At 64.3% G+C, this 19,323-nt stretch carries 18 protein-coding genes; 5 read left to right on the plus strand and 13 right to left on the minus strand.

Annotated features, from left to right (window positions below):
* Positions 1–28 precede the first annotated feature (28 nt).
* Genes DJFAAGMI_RS16370 through DJFAAGMI_RS16380 form a run of 3 tightly spaced genes read right to left on the minus strand, consistent with a single transcriptional unit; the run spans position 29 to position 3,369 of the window.
* Positions 29–811, minus strand: a complete 783-nt coding sequence (locus DJFAAGMI_RS16370) for an enoyl-CoA hydratase/isomerase family protein (RefSeq protein ID WP_211457918.1) — start codon at positions 809–811, stop codon at positions 29–31.
* Positions 808–1,743: an alpha/beta hydrolase family protein gene (locus DJFAAGMI_RS16375; RefSeq protein ID WP_211457919.1), complete on the minus strand. Its 936-nt coding sequence runs from the start codon at positions 1,741–1,743 to the stop codon at positions 808–810. Before DJFAAGMI_RS16375 ends, DJFAAGMI_RS16370 begins: the two co-directional genes overlap by 4 nt.
* A gap of 18 nt (positions 1,744–1,761) precedes the next feature.
* Positions 1,762–3,369, minus strand: a complete 1,608-nt coding sequence (locus tag DJFAAGMI_RS16380; RefSeq protein WP_211457920.1) for a carboxyl transferase domain-containing protein — start codon at positions 3,367–3,369, stop codon at positions 1,762–1,764.
* A gap of 224 nt (positions 3,370–3,593) precedes the next feature.
* Between DJFAAGMI_RS16380 and DJFAAGMI_RS16385 the strand changes: the two genes are divergently transcribed.
* Positions 3,594–5,321, plus strand: coding sequence for a Na+/H+ antiporter (locus tag DJFAAGMI_RS16385; RefSeq protein ID WP_043005396.1), 1,728 nt, complete (start codon positions 3,594–3,596; stop codon positions 5,319–5,321).
* A 77-nt stretch (positions 5,322–5,398) separates the two neighbouring features.
* On the opposite strand, the gene DJFAAGMI_RS16390 is transcribed toward DJFAAGMI_RS16385, so the two are convergent.
* Positions 5,399–7,147 carry an AMP-binding protein gene (locus DJFAAGMI_RS16390; RefSeq protein ID WP_211457921.1) on the minus strand — a complete coding sequence of 583 codons (1,749 nt, stop codon included), beginning with the start codon at positions 7,145–7,147 and terminating at the stop codon, positions 5,399–5,401.
* 135 nt (positions 7,148–7,282) lie between these two features.
* Here DJFAAGMI_RS16390 and DJFAAGMI_RS16395 point away from each other — a divergent pair, with 135 nt between their 5' ends.
* Positions 7,283–8,359: an AraC family transcriptional regulator gene (locus tag DJFAAGMI_RS16395; RefSeq protein ID WP_211457922.1), complete on the plus strand. Its 1,077-nt coding sequence runs from the start codon at positions 7,283–7,285 to the stop codon at positions 8,357–8,359.
* 15 nt (positions 8,360–8,374) lie between these two features.
* Positions 8,375–9,070 (plus strand): DUF4336 domain-containing protein, encoded by a 696-nt coding sequence (locus DJFAAGMI_RS16400; protein ID WP_211457923.1) that lies wholly within the window; start codon positions 8,375–8,377, stop codon positions 9,068–9,070.
* 7 nt (positions 9,071–9,077) lie between these two features.
* Here DJFAAGMI_RS16400 and DJFAAGMI_RS16405 read toward each other — a convergent pair whose 3' ends face one another.
* Together DJFAAGMI_RS16405 and DJFAAGMI_RS16410 are read right to left on the minus strand one after the other, a co-directional pair.
* Positions 9,078–9,803 carry an HAD family hydrolase gene (locus DJFAAGMI_RS16405; protein ID WP_211457924.1) on the minus strand — a complete coding sequence of 242 codons (726 nt, stop codon included), beginning with the start codon at positions 9,801–9,803 and terminating at the stop codon, positions 9,078–9,080.
* 101 nt (positions 9,804–9,904) lie between these two features.
* Positions 9,905–10,990, minus strand: a complete 1,086-nt coding sequence (locus DJFAAGMI_RS16410) for a hypothetical protein (protein WP_211457925.1) — start codon at positions 10,988–10,990, stop codon at positions 9,905–9,907.
* A gap of 158 nt (positions 10,991–11,148) precedes the next feature.
* On the opposite strand from DJFAAGMI_RS16410, the gene DJFAAGMI_RS16415 reads away from it, so the two are divergent.
* A complete protein-coding gene (locus DJFAAGMI_RS16415) occupies positions 11,149–11,844 on the plus strand; it encodes a response regulator transcription factor (protein ID WP_211457926.1) in 696 nt (231 codons plus the stop codon).
* On the opposite strand, the gene DJFAAGMI_RS16420 is transcribed toward DJFAAGMI_RS16415, so the two are convergent.
* A complete protein-coding gene (locus tag DJFAAGMI_RS16420; RefSeq protein ID WP_211457927.1) occupies positions 11,841–13,673 on the minus strand; it encodes a hybrid sensor histidine kinase/response regulator in 1,833 nt (610 codons plus the stop codon). The two genes, DJFAAGMI_RS16415 and DJFAAGMI_RS16420, sit on opposite strands and share 4 nt — an antisense overlap.
* Entirely contained in the window at positions 13,657–14,070 is a 414-nt protein-coding gene (locus DJFAAGMI_RS16425; RefSeq protein ID WP_211457928.1) for a YchJ family protein, read from the minus strand. Before DJFAAGMI_RS16425 ends, DJFAAGMI_RS16420 begins: the two co-directional genes overlap by 17 nt.
* Positions 14,071–14,193: 123 nt before the next feature.
* Here DJFAAGMI_RS16425 and DJFAAGMI_RS16430 point away from each other — a divergent pair, with 123 nt between their 5' ends.
* Entirely contained in the window at positions 14,194–14,685 is a 492-nt protein-coding gene (locus DJFAAGMI_RS16430; RefSeq protein ID WP_043005404.1) for a DUF421 domain-containing protein, read from the plus strand.
* Between the two features lie 3 nt (positions 14,686–14,688).
* On the opposite strand, the gene DJFAAGMI_RS16435 is transcribed toward DJFAAGMI_RS16430, so the two are convergent.
* The 5 genes from DJFAAGMI_RS16435 to DJFAAGMI_RS16455 all read right to left on the minus strand — a co-directional run bounded on the left by DJFAAGMI_RS16435 (position 14,689) and on the right by DJFAAGMI_RS16455 (position 19,313).
* On the minus strand, positions 14,689–15,480 hold the full coding sequence (locus DJFAAGMI_RS16435; RefSeq protein WP_211457929.1) for an alpha/beta fold hydrolase: 792 nt from the start codon (positions 15,478–15,480) through the stop codon (positions 14,689–14,691).
* Between the two features lie 170 nt (positions 15,481–15,650).
* Complete coding sequence (locus DJFAAGMI_RS16440; RefSeq protein ID WP_043005405.1) at positions 15,651–16,781, minus strand: acyl-CoA dehydrogenase family protein; 1,131 nt, start codon at positions 16,779–16,781, stop codon at positions 15,651–15,653.
* 44 nt (positions 16,782–16,825) lie between these two features.
* On the minus strand, positions 16,826–17,497 hold the full coding sequence (locus tag DJFAAGMI_RS16445; protein WP_211457930.1) for an SDR family oxidoreductase: 672 nt from the start codon (positions 17,495–17,497) through the stop codon (positions 16,826–16,828).
* 77 nt (positions 17,498–17,574) lie between these two features.
* Entirely contained in the window at positions 17,575–18,204 is a 630-nt protein-coding gene (locus DJFAAGMI_RS16450; protein WP_043005407.1) for an MSMEG_1061 family FMN-dependent PPOX-type flavoprotein, read from the minus strand.
* Positions 18,201–19,313 (minus strand): hypothetical protein, encoded by a 1,113-nt coding sequence (locus DJFAAGMI_RS16455; RefSeq protein WP_211457931.1) that lies wholly within the window; start codon positions 19,311–19,313, stop codon positions 18,201–18,203. Before DJFAAGMI_RS16455 ends, DJFAAGMI_RS16450 begins: the two co-directional genes overlap by 4 nt.
* Positions 19,314–19,323 lie beyond the last annotated feature (10 nt).

Genomic DNA, 19,323 nt, shown 5'->3' on the forward strand with positions numbered 1-19,323 from the left:
AAGCGCCCCGGCCGCCAGGTCTGTCATCTCATCCGGGCAGCCAGTTGGGTTTGCGCTTGTTGAGAAAGGCCTGCACGCCTTCCTTGCCTTCGCTGCTGGCGCGGATGGTGGCAATCGACTCCACGGTCGCCGCAATCAGCTGCTCGCTGATCTCGCGCTCGGCCATGTCCAGCACCAGGCGCTTGCAGGCCCGCACCGCTGCGGGGCCGGCACTCAGCAAATGCTTGAGCCAGCCGTCGACCACGGCATCCAGCCCGTCGGCATCGACCACCTCGTGCACATAGCCGATGCGATGTGCCTCCTGCGCCGAAAAGCGCTCGCCCGTGAGAAAGTAGCGGTGCGCGGCCCTGGCTCCCATGGCGCGGATCACATAGGGGCTGATGGTGGCGGGAATCAGGCCGATCTTGACCTCGCTGAGGCAGAAACCCGCCGTGTCGGCCGCCACCGCCATATCGCAGCAGGCCACCAGGCCCATGCCGCCCGCATAGACATCGCCCTGCACACGCGCAATCGTGGGCTTGGGGCATTCGTAGATGACGCGCAGCATCTCGGCCAGCAGACCCGCATCGACGCGGTTTTCGTCGCGCGAGTAATCGGCCATGCGGCGCATCCAGTTCAGGTCCGCGCCCGCGCAGAATGCGGGTCCTTCGGCGGCCAGCACCACGGCGCGCACATCGGCACGCTCGCCGACCTGGAGGAAGGCGGCGGTGATCTCGGCAATCGCCGTATCGCTGAAGGCATTGCGAATGGCAGGCTGAGCCAGCGTAACGCGGGCGATGCCGCCGTCCACGGTCAAAGTCAAAGCGGTCATGGCTTGTCTCCCAGTGAGTTATGGCTTTGCAGTTGCGCAGCTGCCGTACCCGGCAGCTGCTGCATCAGGAATTCACGGACCTGCGGCAGCCATTGCCCGATATTGGCTGCCCGGTCAAAAAACTGGTGTCCTTCCGCGCCGCTTGGCGGCACGAACACCAGGGTCAGCTTGCGGCCTGCCTCCAGATAGCTTTGCGCCATCTGGCGCACCAGCGGCGGCCGGAAGTAGCTGTCGTTCTCGGCATAGATCCACAGCTGGGGCACCTGGCTGGTGGCGGCAAAGCCGGCCACGGTCTTGAGCAGTTGCGCCTCGCCGCAGACCGATGTCTTCTCACGCATCTGCTGCTGCGAACCGCGGCCACCGGCAAAATTGATGACGCCGCGCAAACCTGCGGGTTGCTGTGCCGCCAGCGCCAGCGAGGCAAAGCCGCCGGCAGACTTGCCCAGCAGCACCACATGCGTGCTGTCGACATAGGGCAGCTTCTGCCCGTAAGCCATGATGGCCGCCACATCGCGCGCGGCCTCCTGGGATGCATGGCCATAGTCGGGGTCGTCGCAGCTGCCGTAGCGGTCAGCCAGAGGACCGTCCGATGCGCCATAGCCGCGGCGCAAACCCGTCACCACCACATAGCCCAGCTCGGCCAGAGCGCGCGCCTGCGGGCCGTAGCGATCGGTCATGGCTTCGCGCGCCTCTTTGCCGCTGGGCGTACCGTGGCTGAGCACGATCAGCCCCCAGGGGCCGAGACCCCGGGGACGATAGACATGGCCTGCGAGCTCGGCGGTACGCGCGGGCGTGCTGCCGGCCTCCGGCACCCAGACCGGAATGCGCGCATCGAACTGCTGCACCTCGGCACGGGCCTGCTCCACCATGGGCCATGCCAGCGCTGCACACAGCAGAGCTTGCATCAGGGCGGAGACGGTGCAGCGCATCATGTTCGGGCCTCCGTGTGCTTACATGCGGAAGACACCAAAGCGGGTGTCCTCAATCGGCGCATTGCGTGCCGCAGCCAGACCCAGGGCCAGCACGCGGCGCGTGTCGGCGGGATCGATGACGCCGTCGTCCCAGAGGCGTGCCGTCGCGTAGAAGGGATGACCCTGGTCTTCGTACTGCTGGCGGATGGGCGCCTTGAAGCGCTCCTCCTCTTCCGCACTCCAGCTGGCGCCCTTGGCTTCGATACCGTCGCGCTTGACGGTGGCCAGCACGCTGGCCGCCTGCTCGCCGCCCATGACGCTGATGCGCGCGTTGGGCCACATCCAGAGGAAGCGGGGTGAATAGGCGCGGCCGCACATGCCGTAGTTGCCCGCGCCAAAGCTGCCGCCGATGATGATGGTGAACTTGGGCACCGCTGCCGTGGCCACGGCCGTGACCAGCTTGGCGCCGTGACGGGCAATGCCTTCGTTTTCGTATTTGCGGCCCACCATAAAGCCCGTGATGTTCTGCAGGAACACCAGCGGCACCTTGCGCTGGCAGCACAGCTCGATGAAGTGTGCGCCCTTGACGGCCGACTCGGAGAACAGAATGCCGTTGTTGGCGATGATGCCGACCTGCATGCCCTCGATGCGCGCGAAGCCGCAGACCAGGGTGTTGCCGAAGCGGGCCTTGAACTCGTCGAACTGGCTGCCATCCACGATGCGGGCAATGATCTCGCGCACATCGAAGGGCTTGCGCGTATCGACGGGAATCACGCCATACAGCTCTTCGCTCTCGAACAAGGGGGCCGCCGGCGCATGATCGGCCTGGGAGGCGGGCTTGTCCCTGTTCAGGTTTGCCACCGCCTGGCGCGCCAGCGCCAGTGCATGCAGGTCGTTCTCGGCCAGATGATCGGCCACACCCGACAGGCGCGTGTGCACATCGCCGCCGCCCAGGTCCTCGGCACTGACCACCTCGCCGGTGGCGGCCTTGACCAGGGGAGGGCCGCCCAGAAAGATGGTGCCCTGGTTCTTGACGATGATGGACTCGTCGCTCATGGCCGGCACATAGGCGCCGCCTGCCGTGCACGACCCCATGACCACGGCGATCTGGGCGATGCCCTGAGCACTCATATTGGCCTGGTTGTAGAAGATGCGACCGAAGTGCTCGCGATCGGGAAAGACCTCGTCCTGATTGGGCAGGTTGGCACCGCCGGAGTCGACCAGATAGATGCAGGGCAGACGGTTCTGCGCGGCCACTTCCTGCGCGCGCAGATGCTTTTTCACCGTCATCGGGTAGTAGGTTCCGCCCTTCACGGTGGCGTCGTTGCAGACGATCATGCAGTCCACGCCGCTGACGCGGCCCACGCCGACAATCACGCCGGCGCCCGGTGCATCGTTGTTGTACATATTGAGCGCGGCCAGCGGCGACAGCTCCAGGAATGGCGTGCCGGGGTCCAGCAGCCGCTGCACGCGCTCGCGCGGCAGCAGCTTGCCGCGTGCCACATGCTTGGCGCGCGCGGCTTCATTGCCGCCCAGCGCGTTCTGATCGCAGCGTGCATGCAGCTCATTGACCAGCGCCTGCATGGCTGCGGCGTTGGCCAGGAAATCTGCCGAACGCGGATTCAGTTGTGTGCCCAGAATGCTCATCGCTTGCCTCTTAAAAAATGATTGCTCCCTGAGCGGCTGCGCCGCTTCCCCTTCAGGGGGACGGCGGCCTCGCTGCGGGACGGCCCTTGCTGGCCGCCCCGTGCTTGGCACATGCCTGTTTCAGGGGTTGCGGCTCGTACTTTGCCGCTTGATAACTGATGTGAGAACTTGGTTTTTTTCTTGCTCAGACACAGCGCTGCCACTGCAGTTGAAGAAAATGCCTCATGCACGCTGTTGAAACTGTTCTGCTTGTCTTGCTGCTGGGAGCGCTGACAGGCATTGTGGCCCGCTATATCCGGGCCATTCCCCTGCCTCTGATTCAGATCGCGCTGGGTGCGCTGATTGCCTGGCCGCAAGCCGGCCTGCACATCGCGTTCGACCCCGAGCTGTTCCTGTTGCTCTTCATTCCGCCACTGCTGTTCGCCGACGGCTGGCGCATTCCCAAGCGTGAATTCTTTGCACTGGCCAAGCCGATCTTGCTGCTGGCCCTGGGCCTGGTGTTGTTCACCGTGCTGGGCCTGGGCTATCTCGTCCACTGGATGATTCCCGAGATTCCGCTGACCGTGGCCTTCGCCCTGGCCGCCGTGATCTCGCCCACCGATGCCGTGGCCGTTTCGGCCATCACGCGCAATCTGGGCATGCCCGAGAAGACCATGCATGTGCTGGAGGGCGAGTCGCTGCTCAACGACGCATCGGGCCTGGTGGCGCTGAAATTTGCAATTGCAGCCACGCTGACCGGCATGTTCTCCTGGGGCGAAGTCGCCAAGGAGTTCACCTGGATGGCCGTCGGCGGCCTGGGTGTGGGTGCGCTGATAGGCTGGGGCTTCAGCCATGCGCGCGGCACCATCACGCGTCGCCTGGGCGATGTCGCAGCCACGCAGATGGTGTTGCTGCTGGTGCTGCTGCCTTTTGCCGCCTATATCGTGGGCGAGAAGATCGGTGTCTCCGGCATTCTGGCTGCCGTGGCCGCCGGCATCGCCACCAATTTCGCCGACCTGGAGCGCAGCAGCTACATCAGCGAACGCCTGCAGACCGAAGGCACCTGGAGCATGGTGGAAGCTGCCTTCAACGGCGCCATCTTCCTGCTGCTGGGCCTGCAGCTGCCATCCATCATCGGCGTGCCGCTGCATCAGGCCGGCCATGACTGGTGGATTCTGGTCGGCTATGTGGCGGCCATTTCGTTCGCGCTGCTGCTGATGCGCTGGATCTGGCTGGTGCTGGGCGTGCATGGCTCGCTGCTGCGCGCCCACCGCCAGGGCAAGATGACCGAGCGCCCCTCCAAGCTGCTGAATCTGGCCACCACGCTGGCCGGCATTCGCGGTGCGGTCACGCTGGCCGGTGCGCTGTCCGTGCCCATGCTGCTGAACAACGGCCAGCCCTTTCCGGGCCGCGACATGCTGGTCTTTCTCGCCACTGGCACGATTTTGTTCACGCTGGTGATCGGTGCCGTGGGCCTGCCCATCGTGCTGCGCCATCTGCCCCCGCACGAGGAGTCGCCCACCGTGCGCGAGGAGCGCCTGGCCCGCGAACAGGCCTGCATGGCGGCCATGGCCAAGCTCACGCTGAGCGAGGAAGAAATGCAGCGCCGCGACCCCGAGTGGGTGGCGATGCGCCAGGAGGTCAACGGTCACCTGACCCAGGAGTACCGCAACCGCATCCAGTTGCTGGACGACGGCAGCGGTGCCGCGCAGAGCATAGAGCTGCTGCGCGAGGCGCCCGAAGTCGTGCGTCAGCGCAAGCTGCGCTATGTGATGGAGATCGAGACCCGGATCGAGTGCATTCATGCCGAACGGGACTTTTACTACGCCGAAAGACAGGCCCACCGCATCAACGACGAGTCGCTGCGCAGCCTGGTCAGCGAGCTGGACATGCAGGAAATCGCCATGCGCAAGCGCCTCGTGGTGGCGCGCCGAGCCGCCGGTCTTCCCAAGGCCGAAACCGGCGCGCACTGAGCCGGAACATGCCTCAGCCCGGGTCCCGCCGATGCGGGCCCCTGGGCTGCAGACGCAGGCATGGTTCAGCATGGCATTCAGGCTGTCTTGATCACGCGCAGATCCAGCAACTCGATCATCTCGTCGCGAATCCTGAACTTCTGGATCTTGCCCGTCACCGTCATCGGGAAAGCCTGGACAAAGCGGATATAGCGCGGCACCTTGTAGTGCGCGATCTGGCCCTTGCAGAAGTCGCGCACCTCGTCCTCGTCGAGTTCCAGGCCGGGCTTGACGATGATCCAGGCACACAGCTCCTCGCCATAGCGCACATCGGGCACGCCCACCACCTGCACGTCCTGCACCTTGGGGTGGCGATAGAGGAATTCCTCGATCTCACGCGGGTAGATATTCTCGCCGCCACGGATCACCATGTCCTTGATGCGGCCCACGATATTCACATAGCCTTCGGCGTCCATGGTCGCCAGATCGCCGGTGTGCATCCACTGCTCGGCATCGATGGCCTCGCGGGTTCTGGCCTCGTCGTCCCAGTAGCCGTGCATGACGGAATAACCGCGCGTGCACAGCTCTCCCGACTGGCCGAGCGCCATGATCTCGCCCGTGGACGGGTCCACGATCTTCACCTCCAGATGCGGCTGCACCTTGCCCACGGTGGCCACACGCCTTTCCAGCGGCGTATCGGCATCGCTCTGGCAGCTCACGGGACTGGTTTCCGTCATGCCGTAGGCGATGGTGATCTCGCTCAGATGCATGTCGCGCACCACGCGCTTCATCACCTCGATGGGACAGGGCGAACCGGCCATGATGCCGGTGCGCAGCGTGGAGAGATCGAACTCGGCAAAGCGCGGGTGGTCGAGCTCGGCAATGAACATGGTGGGCACGCCATGCAGGCCCGTACATTTCTCGGCCTGCACCGCCTCCAGCACGGTGATGGGATCGAAGCCGTCATTCGGATAGACGATGGTCGAGCCATGTGTGAAGCAGGCCAGATTGCCCAGCACCATGCCGAAGCAGTGATACAGGGGCACGGGAATGCAAAGCCGGTCCTCGGGTGTGAGGCGCATGCATTCGCCAATGAAAAAGCCGTTGTTGAGAATGTTGCGGTGCGTCAGCGTCGCGCCCTTGGGAAAGCCCGTGGTGCCGCTGGTGAACTGGATGTTGATGGGATCGTGATTGCTGAGCGTGGCAGCAATGGCATCAATGCGCTCATCCGCACTGGTGCCCTGCGCCATGAGCTGCGAAAAACGCAGCATGCCGGGCTGTTCGACGTCCAGATCCGCTGCACCTGGGCCGGCCGCACCTGAGCCGGCCGCGTCAATCCACACCACCGTGCGCAAGGCAGGCAGGCACCTGGATTGCAGCTGGCCTGGTGCGCAGCTCGCCAGCTCGGGCGCCAGCTCGCGCAGCATGCCCAGATAGTCACTGGTCTTGAAGCGCGGCATGGACACCAGCGCCTTGCAGCCCACCTTGTTGAGCGCGTATTCGACTTCAGAGGTCCGATAGGCCGGGTTGATATTGACCAGCACCAGTCCTACCTGAGCCGTAGCCAGCTGCATCAGCACCCACTCGGCATTGTTATGGCTCCAGATACCTACCCGGTCCCCCTTGACCAGCCCTTGAGACAGCAGTGCGCTGGCCAGCTGGCGCGCAGCCTGATACAGCTGGGCATAGCTGTAGCGCAGACCCTGATGACGGCTGACCAGCGCGTCACGCGCGCCCTGGCGCTCTGCCATTGCGGCAAAAAAATCACCTATCGTCTGCTCGATCAGCGGCACATCCGTGCGCCCCTTGGCATAGCTGGCGGTCAGCGGGTTCACTTGCGATGGCATGGTCTTGTGTCTCCTTGCGTGCCGGCAGCCAACCGCAAACTGGCTGCACAGCGTCCATTCAGCACCGTTTTCTGCATCTCAGAATAAGGGCAAGCCCTGTTCAGAAGAGGTCAGCAAGGTTGCAATAATTGCCAAATGCTCACCCCTTCCCTGGTCAAGACTCCACTGCCACACCATGCCAGCTCCGTGCTCAAATCGCACCCGGCAATTACCCCCATGGCGTTTGTCCAAGCGATTGTCCGTGCTTATGAAGCAAGGCAGATGTCAGCGCTTGGCGCGCTGGAAAAGGCACAAATCCCGCCAGAGCTGATAAACGATCCCGAAGAGCGCATCACGGCCTTGCAGATGGAGGCGCTTTCCGATGCAGCCATGCGCGAACTCGACGACGAGGCCCTGGGCTGGTTCGAGCGCCGCCTGCCCTGGGGCAGCTACGGCATGCTGGCCCGTGCCAGCATCAGCGCCCCCCATCTGGGCCTGGCGCTGGCGCGCTGGTGCCGCCATCACGGTCTGATTGCGCAGGACCTGCAACTGCAGCTCGGCGAGCAGGCCGGCATTGCCACACTCACCTTGCATGAAAGCCGCTCGCTGGGAAGCATGCGCGAGTTCTGCATGGTATCGGTGCTGCGCAATATCCACGGCTTTGCCAGCTGGCTGATCAACGAACCGATCAGCCTGCTGCATGCCAGCTTCCCGTTTGCCGAGCCCGCGCATGCCGATGTTTACAAGGTGCTGTTCGCGCCGGGCAGCATTGCCTTTGGGGCGCCAGTTGCCAGCCTGCAGTTCGAAGCGCGCTGGCTGCAGGCACCGCTGGCGCGCGATGAGGCAGCCCTCAACCGCATGTTGCAGCGCGCACTGCCGATTCAGGTGCGCCCCTACCAGCGCGAAAAGACGCTGGTGCAGCGCGTGCGCCATCTGCTGGCCGCCAGCGGGGAGGAGCAGCAGACCGCCGAGACCCTGTCGCGCCAGCTGCATCTGTCGCAGCGCAGCCTGCACCGCCAGCTCAAGGAAGAAGGTGTTTCGCTGCAGGCGCTCAAGGACGATATCCGGCGCGAGCGCGCGATTGCGCTGCTGCTGCGCACCAGCCGCCCCATCAAGCGCGTGGCCCAGGCCTGCGGCTTTCTCAACGACAAAAGCTTTATCCGCGCCTTTCGCCTCTGGACAGGGCTGTCCCCTTCGGAGTTCCGCAAGACCGCCGGCCAGCGTGCCGTCTGACGCAAGGAGTTCGCCGTGCACAAATCCACAGAAACCTGGCAGGCAATCGCTGACGGAGTCTGGGCTCTCAGCTATCACTTCAGCAATGCAGGAATGAAGGTCAGCACCCGCATGACCGTGATCCGGCTGGCTGACGGCAGCTTGTTCTCGCACTCTGCCGTACCGCTGACGGACGAGCAGAAAGCGGCGCTCGATGCCCTGGGGCCGCTGCAAACCATTGTGGCCCCCAGTGCCATGCACCATCTGTTCGTGGGCAAGCTGGCCAGGCTTTATCCCCAGGCCCGGCTCTATGGCACCCAGGGGGTGCTGCGCAAGCGCCCGGATCTGCCGCTGCTGGAGCCCTTGCCGCCAGACTCCGAGGCGCTCTGGGCGGGCGAGCTGCAATGCCTGCGGCTGGACGGCCTTCCCATGCTCGACGAGACGCTGTGGTTCCACCCGGCCAGCGGCAGCCTCATCGCCACCGACGTGCTGCAATGCTGGCAGGGACCGCTAAGCCTGCCGGTACGCATGTATCTGGGCCTGACGGGCGGGCACGAGCGCCTGACCGTGCCGCGCACCGTGCGCCTGCTGGTCAGGGACAGGGCCGCCGTGCGCAGCTGGGTGAAGCAGGTCGAAAACTGGCCCGTGCAGCGCGTGATACTGCTGCACAACAGCGTGATCGACGATCAGCCCACGAAGCACCTGCGCGAAGCGCTGTCGATCTGGGACTGAGAGCGCTTCAGCGCAGGTCGTGCTCGTCGTCTTCGCCGACCGAAGCGCTGGCGGCACTCTTGCGCACGGCGTCGAACATGGCGGGCAGATCCCCCATGTCACCGAACACGCAGGCTGCGCCGGCCTCGAGCAACTGCTCTGCCGAGGCATGGCCCTGATCGGCCGGGAAATAGCCCCAGACGGTGGCACCTGCTGCCACGCCGGCCTGAACCCCGGTCATGGTGTCCTCGATCACCAAGCACTTGGCAGGATCGGCCTTCAGCGCCTCGGCCGCAGCCAGATACACATCGGGGAAGGGCTTGCTGCGCGGCATTTCATGACCGCTGTAGACGTGGCCTTCGAAATAAGGCGCCATGCCCACCTTGGTGAGCTGCATCTCCACCTTGGCACGGTCCGCACCGGAGGCGCAGGCAATGCGTCCATCGCACAGTGCATGAATCTGCCTGACCGCTTCCAGTGCGCCGTCGATGGCGACCAGCTCGGCACTCAGCGCGGCATTGCGGCGCTCGTAGAACTCGGCCATCCAGGCATCGGTCAGCGGCTTGCCGGTATGGGCCTCGATCACGGTCGCCTGGCTGCGTACCGTTTTGCCGATGAAGTCACGCGTGCACTGTTCCTGGCTGATCGCCCAGCCGGATTCGTTGAGCATGGTGCACAGCACGCGATTGGTGATGGATTCGCTGTCCACCAGCACACCGTCACAGTCGAAAAGCACAGCGTCAAAAGCAGTCATGGGAACATTACCAGCGCATCAGAGGATGCGAAAAAGGCGCCCAACGGCGCCTAGTATCAAGAAACAGAGGGCGTGATTATGCGCTCACGCCCTTTTCGGGCTCAGGGGAAGGTCACTCCGGCCAGCGGATGAATCATCCACGCGCTGTTCTTGGCGTAGATGGTGCTCGTCTTGTTGTCGGCAGTCATGATGCCGCTGAAATAGAAGAAGCCGTTGGCCGCATTGGCATTCATATTGCTCAGCTGGGTTGTGAGCGCGTCATTGACTGACGAGGCCTCGACCAGATACTCGATGGCGCCATTCTGTGCCGAGCTTTTCTCGTAGACATCCACATAGTTCATGTTCATCGGGTCGCTGCCCAGCCCCTGTGTGCCGCGGATGAACCAGCCGTCCGCGCCCTTCTGGGCCAGGCGCGTTCTCATTTCTGCAGCATCGGCAGCCGAGGATGCGCTGCTGAGCTTGTCGACCTGATAGGTATAGGTGACGCTGTCATTGCGCTTGGCATACAGGCTGAACAGCTCGTTGTTGACGATCTGGGGACCCAGATAGCGATAGCCTTCGGCCCCTTGTCCGTTGAGCTCCGTGGCAAAGGCTTCGGCAGTCGTGGCCACGGGCGTCACCGTTCTGTAGCTGAACTGGTCGCTGCGGCTGTTGTCCTTGACATAGACGCTGCGGATGTCGCTGACATCGCTGAACACGGCGTCGGACTTGTACATATAGCCGCTGCTGCCCTGTTGGTTCAGCTGGGCCAGAAAGGCGGTGCGCGATGGCTGCGCCGCAGGATTGACATAGCTGAACTTGCGGCCTGCATGCGCGGTATCCGTGAGATAGAAGTCGCCGATCTCCGCACCGGTCGAAGAGATCGAGCCCGCCAGGGAGCTGAACAGCGCATAGCCGTCGGCGCCCATGCTGTTGGCGGCGTCAAGCATCTGCGCATGGCTGGCGGCCGTCTGGCCGCCCATCTTGTAGGTCCCCGTGACGGCCTGATTGCCGGTGCCGCCGCCAGTACCGCCACCATTGTTGCCGCCACCGTTGTCCCCGCCTCCCGTATTGCCGCCGCCACCTTCGGAGCCGCCTCCTGAGCCTGCGCCGCTGCCTCCGTCTCCACCACCACCGCCACAGGCAGCCAGGGTGGAAATCAGCAGCAGGGCTGCGGTTCTACGGGTGATTTGCGTGAGAGATGGCACGGGCTTGCTCCTCAGTCCTGATGTTGGTTGAAAATGTCCATATCCCGACACTGAGAGATAAGCATCAGCGTCGTCTTACAGTCATTGTCAGAAGGCTTGCCACCAGTTGGCTCCCTACCGATGAGGGGTCTTTGTTACCAAGCCCCAAAGGAACGCTCATGCCCGATCTACCGCAAATTCTGAGCACCACCCAGCTGAGCGCGCCCCCCTATGCGCTGGTGGTGGATGACCATCCGCTGGTCGCCGAAGGCATGGCCCAGGTTCTGATGACCAGCGCCGGCGTACGCCAGGTGCGCTGTGCTGCCCACGGCAACGAGGCCCTGGCCGTGATTGCTGCGCTGGGCGAGCCCGTCATCACCGTGATGGATTTCTGGCTGGAAGATGGCGCATCGCTGGAGTTCGTGCACAGCATCCTGGCCTTGGCGCCCGGCACGCGCATCCTGGTGACCAGCGGCGACAAGCACCCGGCCATCGTCAACAAGGCCGCAGCCGCGGGTGTGCATGGCTTTGTGCACAAGAGCAGCACGGCTCAGGTGTTCCAGATGGCCGTGCAGGCCCTGCTGTCCGGCCGCTCCTGGTTCGAGGCTCTGCCTCCGATTCCTGCCGCACCGCCCGCATCCGCTGCGGGCAGCACCTTGCACATGAGCGCCAGAGAGCTGGGCATCACGGCGCGTCAGTCCCAGGTACTGAGCCTGTTGCTGCAGGGCAAGCCCAACCGAGCCATCGCACAGGCCCTGAACCTGTCCGAATACACGGTCAAGGAGCATGTCACCGCCCTGCTGCAACGCCTGGGCGCCAGCAACCGCGTGGCGCTGATCACACGCATGCGCGGCATCGAGGTCGATCTGGACTAGGCGGTCTGGCGGCTCTCCATGCAACGCGCCAGCACCGCATGCAGCTGGTCGGGTTGCAGCGGCGTCGCCAGGGCCAGATAGCCCTGATCCTGCACCTGCTCCAGCACCGCCTCGTCACCGCTCATCAAGGCCCCGCTGGCCTGTGGGTGCTGGTCCAGCAGCTGCATCAGGCAGTCCATTCCGCTGGCACCATCCTTGAGCCGCTGTTCACACAGCACGAAGTCCGGCTGCCAGCCACCGGCCAGCAGTTGCTGCGCCTCGGATAGATCGGCCGCTCTCTGCACCTGAATGCCCCAGCTCTGCAGGATCCGCACCAGCACCGGGGCCAGCTGCGCATCGCTTTCCACGACCAGGCAGCGCCCTGACAGGGGGGCGAACCACGGCTGCCCGGACAAGGGCGGCGGCGCCGGCAGCGCTGACGAAGCCTGCCATTGCTCGGCATCCTGCGGCCAGCGCAGCCAGAAACAAGAACCCTTGCCCGGCAGCGACTGCACGCCATATTCCACGCCCAGACGTTGCGCCGCCAACGCCACCACGGACAGGCCCAGGCCACGCCCGCGCAACGGCGCCGGCACGCCCTCTCTGGCATCGCGCTGCCGCCGCCCAGGGCTGCGATAGTGGCGCATGAAAACCTGCGCGCATTCCTGCTCGCTCATGCCGCAGCCGCTGTCCCAGACCTGCAGCAACCAGCGTCCCTGCCGGCGCCGCAGCACCAGCAGCACCCCGCCCTCTTCGGTGTAGCGCAGCGCGTTCTGCAGCAGATTGAAAACCATCTGCCGCAGCAGTACCGCATCCGTGCACAGCGCCGGCATATGGGCTGGCTGCCTGACGCGCAGACGCAGCCCGCGCTGCGCTGCCTCGCGCGCAAACAGGCGCTGGGCTTCGTCGAGCACCGCCTTCATGGGGACCGCCTGCCACTGGGGTGCGAAGCTGTCGCCCTCCAGGCGCGACAGATCCATCAGGTCATTGAACATGGAGCCCAGGTCGCGCGTGCAGACCTGCATTTCCTGCAGCAGCTGCGCCAGATCGTCATCCTGGTTGCGCTGATGAGCGGCCTGCAGCATCAAACCCATGGCATGCAGGGGTTGCCGCAGATCGTGGCTGGCGGCGGAGATAAACCAGTTCTTTTCGGCCAGTGCATTCTCGGCCTGCTCCTTGGCTTCGCGGTAGCGCTCTGCCAGCGCCTGGCGCTCCAGCTCATGCGCCATCTGCTGCTGCACAAAACGCCGTGCGCCCCAGGCGTGGCGGGCCAGTATGGCGCCATACAACAGCAGCAGCGGCAGCAGATAAGGGCCTTTGTGCGGAAAGTAATGCAGCGTGCACAGCAGCATGGGCAGGTAGATGCCCGCCATGAAGGCCGCGAACACCTGCGGCACCGGCGCCAAAAAAGTGGCGGCCGATGCCATCACGCCGAGCAGCACCAGATAGATCAGCAGGCGGAGCTCGCTATGGCTTTCGCCCCAGGTAAATGCCAGCACGCTGACCCAGAGCAGGCCGTTGATCAGCGCAGCCAGCGCCAGCTGCCGCTGCCATGCGGTCAATGCGGCCTGCAGTCGCGGCGGCTCCCAGTCGCGCGCCGACCGCCACTGGCGATGCAGCGAGCGGCGGAACAGCAAAAAACCCAGCGCCATGAGGACCATCAGTCCCCACCACCAGGCCAGCCCTGCGCTGACGGCAGGACTGTTGCGGGTGCTGACCCACAGCAGCAGCGCCGGAATCAGCAAGGCTGCGATTTCGGAGGAACCGCGCGAAGCCAGTGACTGCAACAGGCGCAGACCGGCCTGCAGCCGGGTCAGCTCGGCCGAAGCACCTTCAGAACTGGTCGCCATCGACATAGAACCAGCGCCCGGCATCGAGCACGAAGCGGCTGCGCTCATGCAGACGCACGGCGCGACCCGCCAGGCGGTAGCGGGCGACGAATTCGACCTCTGCCGAGGCTTCGCCGGTCGGCCTGAACTGCTTTACCTCCAATCCCAGCCATTTGGTGGCGGCATCGAAATCCAGCTGCGCCGGGCGCTGGCTGGCATGCCAGGTGGCTTGCAAGTATTTCTGGTTCTCAGACACGAAGGCCGTATAGCGCGAGCGCATCAAAGCCTCGGCATCGGGAGCGGGCCGGGTATCCCAGTGATCGATATAGCGGCCGCAGCAATCGGCATAGGCCAGCGGCCGGTCCTTGGCATTCTTGCGTCCGCAAGGACAGTCCCGCTTTTTCTCGGCTTCTTTCACAACTTTGGCAGTCTTGATTGGCAATGCTGCATTGTCGGCCAAGACGAGCCCGCCGGCTTGCACAGTCGCTCGCCCCAGAGCACAGTAGCAGCAGTTCACAGCTCGCTGCTCAAAGGTCTGCCTATGTTTTCCATGCTGGTCCCCTGGTGGGAGTTCATGATTCGCGGAGTCTGCGTCTACCTGTTCCTGCTGGTGTTTCTGCGCCTGACCGGCAGGCGCCAGACCGGGCAGTACGCCCCTTTCGATCTGGTGCTGCTGCTGATTCTGTCCAACGCGGTACAGAACTCCATGAACGCGGGCGACAACTCGCTGATTGGCGGCCTGATCAGTGCCGCCACGCTGCTGGGCTGCCATGCGCTGCTCTCGCACCTGAGTTACCGCTTTGCCCGGCTGCGCAAGCTGGTCAACGGCAGGCCCAAGGTCCTGATTCACCAGGGCGTGGTGCAGCCCGGTCTGATGATGCAGGAGCAGATCACGAGCGAAGACCTGGCAGCGGCCCTGCGCTCCAATGGCTGTCTCAACGCACATGAGGTGGAACGCGCCACCATCGAGACCAACGGCCAGATCACCGTGGTGCTGCGCAAGCGCAGCATGGCCGAACTCGGGGAGGCCTGAGCCTCAGTGCAGGCCGTCCAGGAACTGCCTGATGGCCGCGTTCACGGGTTCGGGGTGCGTGAGATTGGCCGCATGGCCTGCGCCTGCCACATCCACCCACTGGGCGTGGGGCAGGCCCTTGAACATGGCGCGAGCACGTTCCATGCCGATGGCCGCATCCTTGTCGCCGTGAATCACCAGTGCCGGCACCTTGATCTCGGCCAGGCGCGGGCTGATGTCGTCGCGCAGCGCCAGCGTCGCAAAGCTCTGCCCCAGATTGATCGGCGAGGCCTGCTTCCATTTGGCGCGCCACTGCGCAGCCCCGGGCCAGCCCTGGCCCAGGATCGTGTGCTCCACGATGGTCGCCATGTCGTCCGACAGTCCATGCTCCATCCAGGCCTTGAGCAAGGCCTCGTGGTGCGGCATCTGCTCGGGATCCTCCAGCATGGCCTGGGTGTCGATCAGCACCAGCGCGCCCACGACATCGGGGTGAATCAGCGCGCAGCGCAGCGATAGATAGCCGCCTTGCGACATGCCCACGAGCACGGCTTTTTCCACGCCCAGGTACTTGAGCAGGGCAGCCAGATCGTCGGCCGAGTCGTAGTAGCTGAAGGCCTCGCAATGCTCGGGATCGGCGGTCTGCCCGTGGCCGCGCTCGTCCCAGCTGATGCAGCGATACTGCCCCTGCAAAGCCTGTATCTGCGGCTCGAACATGGTGTGATCCATGAGCAGGCCGTGCGAGAACACCAGGGCCGGGCCGCGCCCTCCCGTGTCCTCGTAGTAGATATTCTGACCATTGACCTGGGCAAAAGGCATGCCGGACTCCTGCTGCAAATGGTTGAAGACTCTGCAGGTTACCATCCCCGCTGATCACATCCTAAGCAGGCCTTGTGACGTCGGCAACCGGCACGTCCCCAGGTGCGCCACAGCGCCCCTGCGAGGCAGTTGACAAGGTCGCTCTTTTGCCGCCAGTAGCCAGTAACCCGTCAGGCCAGTGCCCGCTGGATCAGGATCTTCTGCACATCGCTGGTGCCCTCGTAGATCTGACACACGCGCACATCGCGATAGATGCGCTCCACGGGGAAGTCGTTCACCACGCCGTAGCCGCCCAGCGTCTGGATGGCGGCGCTGCATACGCGCTCGGCCATCTCGCTCGCAAAGAGCTTGGCCATGGCGGCTTCCTTGAGGCAGGGCAGACCCGCATCGCGCAGGCTGGCGGCATGCCAGATCAGCTGACGGGCCGCTTCGATCTGCGTGGCACATTCGGCAAGTCTGAAACCTACGGCCTGATGGTTGAAGATGGGCTGGCCAAAGCTCTCGCGCTCCTTGCTGTACTGCAGTGCGCATTCAAAGGCGGCACGCGCCATGCCCACGCTTTGCGCGGCAATGCCGATGCGCCCGCCCTCCAGCGCCGACAGAGCAATCCTGTAGCCCTCGCCCTCAGCCCCGATCAGGTTCGCGGCGGGAATGCGGCAGTTCTCGAAATTGATCTGCGCGGTATCGCTGCTGTGCTGGCCCAGCTTGTCCTCCAGGCGTGCGACTTGGTAGCCGGGATTGCGGGTGGGCACGATGAAGGCGCTCATGCCCTTCTTGCCCGCCGCCTTGTCGGTGACGGCAATGACGATGGCCACATCGCCATTCTTGCCGCTGGTGATGAACTGCTTGACGCCGTTGATCACATAGTCGCCACCATCGCGCACGGCCGTGGTGCGCAGCGCCGAGGCATCTGAGCCCACATGGGGCTCGGTCAGGCAGAAGGCTCCCAGCATCTGCCCCTGCGCCAGCGGGCGCAGCCATTGCTCCTGCTGGCCGGCATTGCCGTACTTCATCAGGATGGCATTGACCGGGCAGTTGGTCACGCTGATGACGGTGCTGGTGCCGCCATCGCCGGCTGCGATTTCCTCAAGCACCAAGGCCAGGCTCACATAGTCCAGGCCCGCACCGCCGAGCTCCTCGGGCACGCAGATGCCGTAGGCACCGAGAGCGGCCAGCCCCTGGTGCACCTCCTTGGGGAACTCATGTTCCTTGTCCCAGCGCGCGGCATGGGGTGTGATCTGCTCGCGCACAAAATCGCGCAAGGCTTCGCGGATCATTTCCTGGTCCTGATTCAGCAGCATGTTGTCTCCGATATTTATAGCTATATGCCCTTTTTCAGCCTGGGCTAGGCGTCTAGAAGCTGGATGTATCTGCCGTCGTGGCGCAGCAGCTGACCACGGTCTTCGGGCTTGACCTGGGCCAGGGCCTGCATCAGCCCCTGCACGCTCTGGCTCACCGACAGCGGGGCCGCAGCACCACCCATCTCGGTCTGCACCCAGCCCGGGTCCAGCGCCAGCAGTGTCAGGCCCGGCCACTGGCGGCAGGCCGAGACCACGGCCATATTGAGCGCGGCCTTGCTGACGCGGTACAGCCAGGCGCTTTCGTCCGCATCGCCCAGCAAGGACATGCCGCTGGAGAAGGCGCCGATCACGCCGCCGGCCTCCTGCACCATGGGTACGATCTGCGGCAGGGCCTGCATAAAGCCCAGCACATTGCTGTGCATCACCAGGTCGAACTGCTGCTGGGTAGGCGGCACGCCTGCGGCATGACCGTCCCAGACACCGGCCACGTACAGCGCGATATCGATGCTGGCCCCTTCGAGCTGCCAGGCCAGGCCGCTGACGCTGGCCGGATCGGCCAGATCGACCTGCAGCACCCGGGCGCCCCGTGCCTGCAGGTCAACCATGTCTTCAGCCTTGCGCACGGTGGCAATCACCTGATGGCCTTGCGCCAGATAGGCCTCGGCCAGGGCGCGGCCCAGGCCGCGCGATGCGCCCATGATGAGTATCAAAGCCATAGCTGCTTGCGCCTATGAATGTGAGGTTTCAAGGTGTTTTTCATCCAAAATCCTTTCATGACAAGCGCAGCAAGCTATCAATTTTTCTTGATCTGCTCGGCCGCAATCATGGCCCCATAGCGGGCCACCATGCTTTCCTGCGACTCGGGCTGGGCCGTCAGCCCCATCTGCGCATGGATGATCTGATTGAGCGTGGGCATGACGTTGCGCGCCACCCTGGCCTCCTCGCTCCACAGGCGCGAGCGCATCAGCGCCTTGGCACAGTGCAGATAGGCTTCCTGCACACGGACTTCGATCACCAGCTTGGGACGGAAATGATCGCTGGCAAACAAGGCCGTGTAATGCGCCTCGTCACGCAGCTGGGCGCTGCCGTTGACGCGCAGGGTTTCGTCAAAGCCCGGCACAAAGAACAGCAGGCCCAGACGCGGGTCGTCGAGGAGATTGCTCAGGCTGTCGAGCCGGTTGTTGCCGCCCGCATCGGGAATGAGCAAGGTATTGGCATCGGGCGCCTTGACAAAGCCCGGCTTGCCGCCGCGCGGCGATGCATCAAGCAGGGCCCCGCCGGCACCGCCCGTGGCCATGACCACGAAGGGCGACAGCGCGATAAAGCGCAGACAGTGCCTGTCGAGCTCCCACTGCTGCTTGAGCAGAGCGCGCTCGGCCGGGGGGTCATACAACTGCATCAGTTGCTCGCGCGATGTGATCATGAGGCCAGCACCTCCTCTGGACGGTCGTTGCGGTGGATGGCTGCGTACAGCGACAGGAACTCGTTCCAGGAAGGGTCGAAGCTCACGCTGAGCTCGCCCTCCAGATCCGGCACATGCTGGCGGCCCAGCTGTCCCGCCAGCTGCACCGCGTGGGCCGGGTCCTCCACATAGTAGGTGGCGACGCGGGCACTCATGTTTTCCACGCGCGAGAAGGCCAGAATGCCGCGCTGCTCGCGGCTGAGCTGCTCGTCCAGCGCATCCTGGGCATCGCGCACGCCGTCCAGCTCCTGCTGGCTGGAGAAGCTGAAGCGCCACTCCATGAAGTGCGACAGATCGGCGCGCGTGGCCACGGCATTGGCACCGTCGTGAAAGGTCAGGATGTCGGGGGCAGCGTCCTCGTCGGCATCCTGCGCGCGCACTTCCAGCGACAGCCAGCGGTCGCTGTCCTCCTGGGGAAATTCATAGCTGCGGCCCAGTTGCTGGCGGATGAAGCCATCGAACAGCGGCGGAAACTCCGACAGCAGTGCGGAGCCGTAGACATCGGCCGCCGCTTCGTCTACAAACTCGACCGGCCCCACGCGCACCGAAAAATCCCACTCGCCCAGCACATGGTCCAGCATGATGAAAGCCATGTGCTGCGCATGCTCGGCCATGTCCCGGGCTATGGGCTTCTCGAACGAGAGCTTGAGGCCGATGATGCCTCCCGCATCGTAGTAGCCCACGCGGATATCGGAGCAGGCCAGCTCGAAGCCGTCCATGCGCATGCCGAAATTGCTGCCCAGCGCGCGGCTGCGAAACGCGTGCACGCTGTAATGCTCGAAACGTGGCGCCTGGCGTACCAGGGCCTGCGCATTCTCGAACTGCGCCGTGTTGCCATGGGCCGAGATCACCAGCCGGGAGCCGGCTTCGCCGAGCTTGCCTTCCAGCTCCATGCTCAGGCCCGGCGCATATTGGTGCAGCAGCTCATTGTAGCTCTCCACAAACTCCTGACGATCGAGTTCCTCCAGCTGGCTCAGCTGGTTGGAAAAATCGCCCCAGAAAGCATCAATCTGCTGCGGCTCCAGCGGCTTGATGGTCTCGCTCTCGTCGTGGTGAATGTCTGCGCTCATGAATGATTTC

Source organism: Comamonas brasiliensis (assembly GCF_018292285.1).
Lineage (GTDB): Bacteria > Pseudomonadota > Gammaproteobacteria > Burkholderiales > Burkholderiaceae_C > Comamonas > Comamonas brasiliensis.